General features: G+C 42.3%; 1 protein-coding gene. It reads right to left on the bottom strand.

Annotation, left to right across the window (positions count from 1 at the left end; all coding sequences use genetic code 11):
- Positions 1-1,363: trypsin-like peptidase domain-containing protein (locus GMD4S_RS08615; RefSeq protein ID WP_001083122.1), on the bottom strand; the 1,363-nt coding region annotated here is incomplete at its 3' end.
- Positions 1,364-1,658 lie beyond the last annotated feature (295 nt).

The raw sequence follows: 1,658 nt of genomic DNA, 5'->3' as shown, positions 1-1,658 counted from the left end.
CAACTCCCTTGGTCAAGGTAGCAATCCCATCTTGGTTGAAGGAATATTCGTTGCTTCCGATAACAGCTGTTTCGTTCCGAAGCATACGTCCTTCATCGGTAAAGTAGTAACGATTTCCGTTATCACCTTGGTACCAGCCTTTCACACCATACTTGGCAATCATGTCCTTCACCCATTTCAGTTGTTCAGGTGAAAGGACGAGTCCGCCACCAAAGCGATCCTTTTCAGCCACACCATTGTCAACGGTTCCGTGTTGGTGAACCCCCAGAACTTTTCCTTGGCTATCGACAATCCCGCCACCAGACAAACCAGATACAGAAGTGGTTTTGTAGGTAATACCGGTTGTTCCCTTATCATCATAGGACTCAACAGATCGGATGGTCCCATCTGCCTTGTAAAGCTGACCAGCTAGGATAGGTTGTTTCAGTTCTTTGGAGCTCGAGTCAGTTGGGTAGCCAATCGTACTGATGGCTTCTCCCGGCTGATGTGTCTTGTGCTCCGCTAAAGGCGCAAAGGTTGCTGCTTTGTTTGGACTAGCAATCGGAAGAGGAATAGGAGCTTCTACAAGAGCAAGGTCATTCTTATAGCCTTTTCCAAACTCTTTCTTGTTCCAGAAATGTATGTCTTTTTCTCTGAATAAAACCGTAGTCCCAGAAGATGGCAGTGAGTTTTTCTTTTCGCTGTTTGAACCAACGTTATAGTAAAACTGGGCAGATTTTCCACCACGAATGTGACCTTCGCTAGTTTCTTTATTGGCTTCTAGGAAGTTATGAGCAACGGTAAGGATCAGGTTAGGTGCTACAAAGATACCTGAGCCTGAAACGAGGTAGCGTTGTTCCCCTGCGTTGTAAGTGCTGTAAACCATAGTAGCAGCAGTAGCAGGTTGTCCCTCGTAGTTGATGTGTTTGAGGTCTTGTCCACCGTTAATGATGGCACGATTTCCGTTCTCAGCTTCTTTTGGAGCTTCTTCCTTGTCCTTTAGAATGCTCTTAGTTTCTACTTTTGGACTAGCTTTTTGGTCAACGATAGTAGTCGTATCGAGTTCTTTGACAGGTGTGTCGGGATAGGCACGGTCCTGAATGTCTTCAGGGAGCAAGTCAGCACTGTTGGTATCGGCAACAGGTGTTTCTTGTTTTTCAGCTTCTACACGGCCTTCTTCTTTGACTGGTTCAACCTTGGTCTTTTCTATATCTGCGACTTGTTTCATTTGCTGATCTAAATTGGATGTTGTGGCAGGAGACGTTTCGTCTGCACGCACGGTTCCAGAAGCAAAAAATGCCAGTCCGACGATAACAGACGCCACACCTACAGTCAACTTCCGAATGCTAAATGTTTGCCCTTTTTCAAAAAGGTATCGATTCATAATATACTCCTAGTTTTTAGAAAGGCAGTCAGCTACTGCCCAAGCCCAAGTCTGACTTGGTTACAACTTGATTTAATGAAAAAACTCTCTGATAATTTGTAAGCCACCTTACCTCCTGTTTATAAAGCGCTTTCATTTTAAGATAAAAAAATTTAAAAGGTCATTTCTCCCTTAAAATGACTGAAAACTTTTAATATAACAAATATACTAAATTAATGAAAGAATTGCAATAGCAAAAAGCAAAAAAATAAATATAAATTAAAGAAAATCAGTTACTTTTTAAAGAAAAAACGCA

Source organism: Streptococcus sp. GMD4S, assembly GCF_000296955.1.
Note: the sequence above shows the minus strand (reverse complement) of the source record. Positions and strands in the feature narration are given on the sequence as shown.